General features: G+C 30.3%; 5 protein-coding genes and 1 riboswitch. Of the genes, 2 read left to right on the top strand and 3 right to left on the bottom strand.

The window, feature by feature from the left end:
- Nucleotides 1-301: 301 nt before the first annotated feature.
- Both AB2369_RS08595 and lysA read right to left on the bottom strand, forming a co-directional pair.
- Entirely contained in the window at nucleotides 302-1,603 is a 1,302-nt protein-coding gene (locus AB2369_RS08595) for a M18 family aminopeptidase (RefSeq protein WP_367666070.1), read from the bottom strand.
- 270 nt (nucleotides 1,604-1,873) lie between these two features.
- Nucleotides 1,874-3,178, bottom strand: coding sequence for a diaminopimelate decarboxylase (lysA, locus tag AB2369_RS08590; RefSeq protein WP_367666069.1), 1,305 nt, complete (start codon nucleotides 3,176-3,178; stop codon nucleotides 1,874-1,876).
- Nucleotides 3,179-3,326: 148 nt separating this feature from the next.
- A riboswitch (Lysine riboswitch) is annotated at nucleotides 3,327-3,574 on the bottom strand.
- A 278-nt stretch (nucleotides 3,575-3,852) separates the two neighbouring features.
- Between lysA and AB2369_RS08585 the strand changes: the two genes are divergently transcribed.
- On the top strand, nucleotides 3,853-5,031 hold the full coding sequence (locus AB2369_RS08585) for a cation diffusion facilitator family transporter (protein ID WP_367666068.1): 1,179 nt from the start codon (nucleotides 3,853-3,855) through the stop codon (nucleotides 5,029-5,031).
- A 59-nt stretch (nucleotides 5,032-5,090) separates the two neighbouring features.
- On the opposite strand, the gene AB2369_RS08580 is transcribed toward AB2369_RS08585, so the two are convergent.
- Nucleotides 5,091-6,920 (bottom strand): LTA synthase family protein, encoded by a 1,830-nt coding sequence (locus AB2369_RS08580; protein ID WP_367666067.1) that lies wholly within the window; start codon nucleotides 6,918-6,920, stop codon nucleotides 5,091-5,093.
- 554 nt (nucleotides 6,921-7,474) lie between these two features.
- Here AB2369_RS08580 and AB2369_RS08575 point away from each other — a divergent pair.
- Nucleotides 7,475-8,557: a PRK06851 family protein gene (locus AB2369_RS08575; RefSeq protein ID WP_367666066.1), complete on the top strand. Its 1,083-nt coding sequence runs from the start codon at nucleotides 7,475-7,477 to the stop codon at nucleotides 8,555-8,557.
- Nucleotides 8,558-8,606 lie beyond the last annotated feature (49 nt).

Below are 8,606 nucleotides of genomic sequence, written 5' to 3'. Positions count from 1 at the left end.
ATAATCAAATAGACCTAATAATTATTTAATCCCTTTAATTATATCTTCTACTATTAAATACACTAAAAAAACTATGAATAATGCTAAAAGACTTGTGTAAACAAAAAGCATATGATGCACTCCCTTCTGGTTTACTATCTTATATTTTTACCAGAATCTATAGAATTATGTACTCTATTTAATAATCCTTATACAAAACCTCCTCTATGAGCCCTACTATTAATGAAAAATAGAAATAAAAAAATAAAGGAGAAGTGATATTCACTTCTCCTTTATTTTTAAACATTATAATATTTTTATACTATAAATTGTAAAACTCTTCAAAGGATTTTATAATATAGTAGTGGTCCTTAACTCCACCAAACTCTCTTATAGAGTGCATTGCAAGTATTGGACTTCCAATATCTATAGAACGTATATTAAGATGAGTTGAAGATATTGGCCCTATAGTTGATCCTCCTCTTACATCGGATCTATTAACAAACTTCTGTACCGGAACCCCAGCTCTTCTGCATATTTCTTCATATACAGCTGCGGAATCACTATCTGTAGTGTATGCTAAGTTTGCATTTATCTTTATAACTGGTCCCTTGTTTATAACTGGTCTATTTATTGGATCATGCTTTTCTCCATAGTTTGGATGAACTGCATGAGCAAGGTCTGCTGATATTAAGAATGACTTTGATAAAGATCTAAAGAAATCTTGTCTATCTCCACCTAAAGAAAGAACTATTCTTTCTAATATATTAGATAACATATCAGAGTCTGCTCCTTGTTTTGTGGCACTTCCAATTTCCTCATTATCAAAACATACCATAACATTAGTAGCCTTGTTTACTTTAGAATTTATAAGAGCCTTTATTCCTCCATGGATCATAGATAAATCATCTAATCTTCCCATAGATATAAACTCATTATTAAGTCCCATTACTGTTCCTTTTTCATATTCATAAAGGAATAAATCAAAATCTATTATGTCTTCCACTTCTACATTTAGCTCCTTAGCTAATATAGTTAAAAGATATTTATCCTTTTCAAGCTCCTCTGTAACTAGAGATAATAATGGAAGAGTATGCTTTTGCTTATTTAATTCTACTCCTTGGTTAACATCTCTGTTCATATGTATTGCAAGGTTAGGAATTATTAATATTGGTTTTTTAATGTTCACAAGCTTATTGTCTGGAAATAATGGATTATCACTTCTTAAACTAACTCTACCTGCTATAGATAACGGTCTATCAAGCCAAGTATTTAGTATAGGTCCACCATAAACCTCAGTATTTAGCTTAACATATACATTCTCTGATATGATTTCTGGGTTTGGCTTTATTCTAAAAGTTGGAGAGTCTGTATGAGCTCCTATAAGCTTAAATCCTGCCTTTGAAGGTGATTCCTTTCCTACTACAAAAGAAACTAAAGCAGAATCATTCTTAGTTACATAATACTTACCTTCTGGCTTTAGAGCCCATATGTCCTCTTCTTTAAGCTCATTAAATCCATTTTCATTTAAAACAGCCTTTAATTTATCCACTGCATGAAAAGCACTTGGGCTTTCATATAAGAAATCTATTAATTCATTTGCTAATTGTAATTCATTATTCATATAAGTACCCCCTTAGAGTTATGATACATAAGTTAATTGTACCATAACTCTAGGGAGTAATGTATAATTAAAGTTTCTTAAATTTCTTTTAAATTATAGAACAAATCTTCTTTTAGATGGTGTTTTTTCAACCATCTAAAGGTTAGATGAGTTAATCTAGGGGCGTAGGAACTGTTATTCCCCACCTCACATACAGATGGGGTGTTACAGCTCCTAGCCATCAGATAAAAATCTTTTATATTCTCGATAATAGATACCCATGCTTTAAATTTATATAGCTCTTAGTCCTAATTCATTCTTTAACATATCCTCATAGGACTCTCTTTTGCATATAAGTTTTACTTCATTAAACCTTACTAGGACTACTGGAGCCTTTGGTATTTTGTTGTAATTACTACTCATGGAATAACAATAAGCTCCTGTAGACATTACAGCTAAAGTATCCCCAGCTTGCACCTTAGGAAGAAGAGTATCATTTATTAATACATCTCCTGATTCACAGCACTTTCCTGATATTGTAACCGACCCCTTAGTTGTATTCTCTGCCTTATTGGCAATTAAACACTCATATTTTGCACTATATAAGGAAGGTCTTATATTATCAGTCATTCCTCCGTCTACTGAAACATAAGTTTTTATATTAGGAATATCCTTAACCCCTCCTATGGTATATAATGTGATACCACTATTACCAACTATACTTCTACCTGGCTCTATAATTAGCTTAGGAATTTTGCATCCATTATCACTACAGTAAGCTTCCACCTCTTCTAATATGGCACTGCAATATTCCTCTATTTCTCTTGGCTTATCTTCTAAGCTATAATGTATACCAAAACCACCTCCAAGGTTCAATTCTCTAAGTTCTATATTAAACCTCTCTTTAATCTCTTTCATAAGTCCCATCATAATTTTCACAGAATCCCTATAAGGTTCTATTTCAAAAATTTGTGATCCTATATGACAGTGTAAGCCCTTTAAATTTATATTCTCTAAAGTGGAAATCCTCTCCACAGCCTTAAACAGGTTATTTTCAAGAAGAGAAAAACCAAATTTTGAATCCACTTGTCCAGTTCTTATATAATCATGGGTATGTGCCTCTATTCCTGGAATGACTCTTAATATAACATCCTGCTTAGTATTTAAGCTTTCACATAATCTATTTATATTATCAAGTTCTGTAAAATTATCAACTACAAAGGTTCCAACTTTAAACTTTAATCCCATGTGTATTTCTTCTAGGGTTTTATTATTTCCATGGAAATAAATCTTCTCCATAGGGAATCCACTAGTATAGGCGGTGTAAAGTTCTCCCCCTGATACCACATCAAGACATAATCCTTCTTCTTTAACTATTTGTGCCATAGCTATGGTTAAAAATGCCTTCCCTGCATAAGCTACCTTGTTTCCTCTCTGGGATTTCATAGCCTTTAAATATCTTCTACAATTTCTCCTTATAAGCTCCTCATCCATTACATATAGAGGTGTTCCAAACTCTCTAGCTAAATCTAAAGAGTTTATTTCTCCTATATAAAGATTGTTATTTCTAATGCTCATTGATCCATGTAAGTTCATAATAATAACCCCTTTCTTTTTTTATCATTGGTTACCAAAGATTTATCTTCCCAAAGTCAATATTTACTTTTGGGTAAATAAAAAGAATATGACAAAGGAACACCTTTGCCATATTCTTACTTACATAAGCAATATAACATAAACGGTGTACCTCTGTAGCTCAACACTATTTCCTTTTTATCACTTATAATAAGTTTCATGTAACCCTAACTGATATTAGGATTAGTAAAACTCATATAAAGCTAAGGTTAATAGTGACAGTATTATGGATATTCTCCATAATCCCAGGATCAAATCTTGCAAAATTTAATCCTTCGGCTCTAACTCCTTTCTCTCCAATTCAAAGTATGCCTACTCCTTGAAGATAATCTTAGTTAAAGCGCCTCTACCCTAGGTAACAACTTATAATATTCTAAACTTTTAAATTTTAATAATATATTATTCTATTCTTAAGTTTCTGTCAATAGTTTTTATTTAATTACTTTAGGATAATGTTGGAACTATATTTTGTATATGTTATAATGATTCAATGGTGAGGTAGTTTAAATATGAAAGAAGATATATTTATTATAATTTATACGTAACATATTTGAAAAAATATTTATCTATTTCACTTTAAATTATGAGAATCTCACTGAATTAAGTTACTATAATATTAAGTAATAGGAGGAATTATGCTATCTAATTTGATAATAAAAATCTTTATAAAAGATGATAATATTTCTAATGAAAAAACTAGGACTAAATATGGATTCTTAGCTGGAATAGTTGGAATAGTAGTAAACTTACTATTATTCTCTGTAAAACTTTTTGTAGGATTATTAGTAGGAAGTATCGCCGTTATGGCAGATGCCTTTAATAACTTATCTGATGCTGCATCTTCTTTAATAACTATATTAGGGTTTAAATTGTCCACTATGCCTCCAGATAAGGAACATCCATTTGGCCATGGAAGACTTGAATATGTTTCTGCCATGATAGTTTCTTTTATGGTTATAATAGTTGGATTTCAATTTATCAAATCCTCTATAGAAAGAATACTAAATCCATCTGCTGTAACCTTCGAACTTATACCTTTTATATTAATTCTTATATCTATATTATTTAAAATATGGCTTTCAAGATTCAATAGTGTTGTAGGAAATAAAATTAATTCTTCAGCCTTAAAAGCTGCATCCTTTGATGCTTTAGGTGATGTTATAACTTCTAGTTGTGTTGCTATTTCCTTGGTATCTTCAAAATTTACCACCTTTCCTATAGATGGTTATATAGGAGTAATTGTTTCTCTTATGATTCTCTACTCTGGATATACCTTAGTTAAGGATACTCTAAATCCTCTTCTTGGAGAGGCACCTGACCCTGAACTTGTTAAAGGTATAAAAGATGAGGTTTTAAGCTATGAACATATAATAGGAGTTCATGATTTAATAGTTCATAACTATGGACCTGGTAGAATTATGGCATCAATTCATGCAGAAGTACCTTCTAACCTTTCCGTAATAACCATACATGAAGTAATTGATAAAGCTGAAAAGGAAATATCTAAAAAACTTAAATTATATCTAGTTATCCACATGGATCCAATAAATGTGGATGATGAGGAAATTTTAGAGACAGAAAATCAACTACTTAGAATATTAAACCAGCATCCTCTTGTAAAATCTATGCATGATTTTAGAGTAGTTGGAAAAGGTGAAAAAAAGAATCTTATCTTTGATGTGGTGGTAGACTCAAATAGAAAAAGGAGAACCATGAGTGATAAGGATCTTATAGAAGATATAACATCTATGGTAAAAGAAATATATCCAAATTATAATTGTATAATAACTATAGATGAAGATTATCTACATTAAAAGGCATAAAAGTTAAACTTTTATGCCTTCTTTTTTGATATATGAAATTAAAACCTATGCTACTTCTTAAAGTAATTTCCCTCTATAATCTTGTTTCCAATAGGAATAGAGTTCTTCATATGTTCTTTTTCTTTCTCTGAAGATGGAGTACCTACTATTTCTCCTGAATTAAGTACAGTGAAGTTTTTCTTAGTCTTTAAGAGAATTTTTCCCATAGCAGTGTTTTCAAACTTCTCTTCTGGTATTCCCATAACATATGCCACTGTAGGCATTATATCAACTTGCCCACCTATTATATCTCTAGTTTCTCCATTAAGTTCTGGATTGTATATTATAAATGGAACCTTTTGATCTTTTTCCTTCCATCTATCCTCCATACCATTTATGTCATTTAACTTATCTTGATAGAATTTATGAACTCCTGTATGATCTCCATATATAACAAGGGCTGTATCCTTTAGCATATCTCTTTCCTCAAGCATTTTAACAAGATTTCCTATCTGTCTATCTACGTAATTTATACTTTGGAAATATGCTCCCATTATGCTCTCATCAAACTCCTTAGGTAGCTTTAATCCTCTTTCCTTCTCTGGTACATCAAAAGGTCCATGACTTGTTAATGTAACTGCATGAAGGAAGAATGGACTCTTCTCATTCTCTAACTTCTCTACAACTTGTCTATAGAAGGATCCATCAGAAAGCCCTGGTCCTATTTCCTCATCTATAACATAATCATTTACATCCCATGACTTTTTAAACCCAAAGGATCTATGGTTAGGTCTCCAGTTCCAGTTATATGCCTTTTCTGGATGAGTAGATATTGTATTATATCCCATATCATTTAACATGGTAGCAATTGAGTTATAGGTATTGTTAGGATATCTATATACGGTACTTCCCTCTCTTACTGGAATCACAGAATTTACAGATAAAAGATCTCCATCAGAGCTAGTTCCATTATTCACCTGTTCATATATATTATTAAAATACAAGCTATTATCTAAGAGTTTATTAATATTAGGAGTAATTTCTTGTCCGAAAGCTTTATCTTTTATAACAAAGTTCTCAAGGGACTCTACTTGAAGGAATATTAAGTTCTTTCCTTTTAGTTTTCCCTTAAGTTCACTATCCTCTACATCTTCCTTCTTATCCTTAAACCACTGATCTATCTCACTTCTATCTTCACTTGTAAGCTCTTTAGTCTTATTATCCGTAAATTGAAGATAAATATCATATATATGATATCCTGCTGGAGACATATTAGACATTGTCTGAAACTGTGCCCAACATACTTTAAAGAACAACATATTTCCCTTGGTTATATCTTTAATATCTATAAGGTAATGTTCTATATATACGGCTCCTGTAGATAGAGAGAATAATAAAATAAATGCCAATATATTCTTCTTTATACTTCTAAAAGCTCCTCTATATAGGTCTTTCTTCTTAATAAAGTATATACTTGCTAGAATTATATCTAAAAAGAATATTATATCAACAAGATGTAAATAGCTTAAAAGAGCTTTATTTGATGGATTGAAAGATTCCGGTACCATAACCTGACTAAAACTTAAGAATCCTCCATAGGCTCTAAAATAAACTAAATCTCCTACAAGAAGTAAAGCAAATAATAAATCAATAATTATGTAATATGCTATCCTTCCCCTACCATAAAACAAAAATCCAAAACTCATGATTATTACTATAAATAATATGTGAGAAAGCATTGGAGGTGGAGAGAAGTACATCCTTGAAATATTTAAAGTAGCAGAATCCTTACCATGAAGTAATGCAAGAAATAATAAGGATTTTAACCATATAAATATTCCAAATAGGAAAAATAACTTATCCAACTTTTTAAACCATTGTTTAAATTTAAAATGTTTCATAAATAACCCTCTTTCATTGATTTTCACTATGAAATTATAACATACTTTTCATTATATGCTAACTAAATCTAGTAATCTTAATAAAACCTTAATTATACATTATAGGTAACATATAGTTTTTACTGTATAATCTGGTCCAATTAAAATGTAGCATATAGACATTCAATAATTTCATCTTCAGTTCTTTTTAATGTTTAATAGAACTAATCTTCCTTCAAATGTGTTCTTTCCCCCATTTGAAGGTTAGATGAGTTAATCTAGGGGCATAGTAACTGTTACCTTTCACGCGGATGGGGGTGTTACAGTTACTAGCCATCAGATAAAAATTTTATAGTTTATTTAGAACCACAGTTATGAATATAATAAAATTTTATGTGGGAATACTAAACCTGTAGATGATAGAAAATACATATTGTAATTACATATACCTTTTTAATATTAATATACTCTAATAATTACATTCATCTTTAAACTATTCCTATGGAATAAATAGTAGTAACTTATAATAAATGTAAAACATATTATATATTGATTAATTGGAAGGGAGATATATTATGAATAAAAATATAAAACATACCTTTGCTGGTGGAAATACTTCTGTTGGATTCTATTCTTTTTATAAATATATAATAAATCCTGAGATAGCTAAAAGAATCATATGTCTAAAAGGTGGTCCTGGTACTGGCAAGTCTACTTTGATGAAAGCCATAGGTAATCATTTCTTAGAAAAAGGTTACGAAATAGAATTTCATCATTGTTCTTCTGATAACACCTCTATAGATGGTGTGGTAATAAAGGAACTTAATGTAGCTCTAGTAGATGGTACTGCTCCTCATATAGTAGATCCCATATACCCTGGTGCTATAGACGAAATTTTAAATCTAGGAGACTGCTGGATAGAAGAAGGTTTCTCTAAATATAGAACTGATATAATAAATACAAGTAAACTAATTGGCCAGAAATTTAAAAGGGCCTATAGATTTTTAGGTGCTGCAAGGAATATTCATGAGGATTGGGTAAATTATAATTTAGCTTATAAGAATAATGATAAATTAAATCTAATAAAAGAAAATCTTAGAAGTGACATTTTTAATGATATAAAACTTCAAGGCAATGGAAAAGAACGTCACTTATTCTTAACAGCATTCACCCCTAATGGCATAGTTTCTTTTAAAGAAGATCATAGCAGATTATATGAAAAGATGTATCTACTAAAGGGTGGACCAGGTACTGGGAAAACTGAAGTGTTGAAATTCTTAGGAGAAGAGGCTCTTAGGCATGGGCTATACGTAGAATTCTATCATGACCCATTTATTCCTGAAAGAATTGAGAATATAGCTATACCTTCCCTTTCTTTAGCCATATTCTCAAGCAATGAAATCAATTCAATACCTATTGAAAATGATACAGAAATTAATATGGATTCCTTACTTTCTCCTTATGTTAAGAAAGATAAAGAAGAAATAGACTTTGATAGAAGTCAATTTTATTTCTTAATAAATAAAGCTCTCTCTTCTATAAAAGAAGCAAAGTCCCTTCATGATGATTTAGAAAAATTTTATGTAGATAATATAGATTTTGATAAGGTTAAAGTAATTACGGATAATCTAATAAAAAGAATAGAAGATTACGCTTAAAATATAAAAGTTCAATCTATATTTTTAAATAATTTTATATTTTTACTAG

It is taken from the genome of Clostridium sp. (assembly GCF_040797585.1).
GTDB lineage: Bacteria > Bacillota > Clostridia > Clostridiales > Clostridiaceae > Clostridium_Z.
Note: the sequence above shows the minus strand (reverse complement) of the source record. Positions and strands in the feature narration are given on the sequence as shown.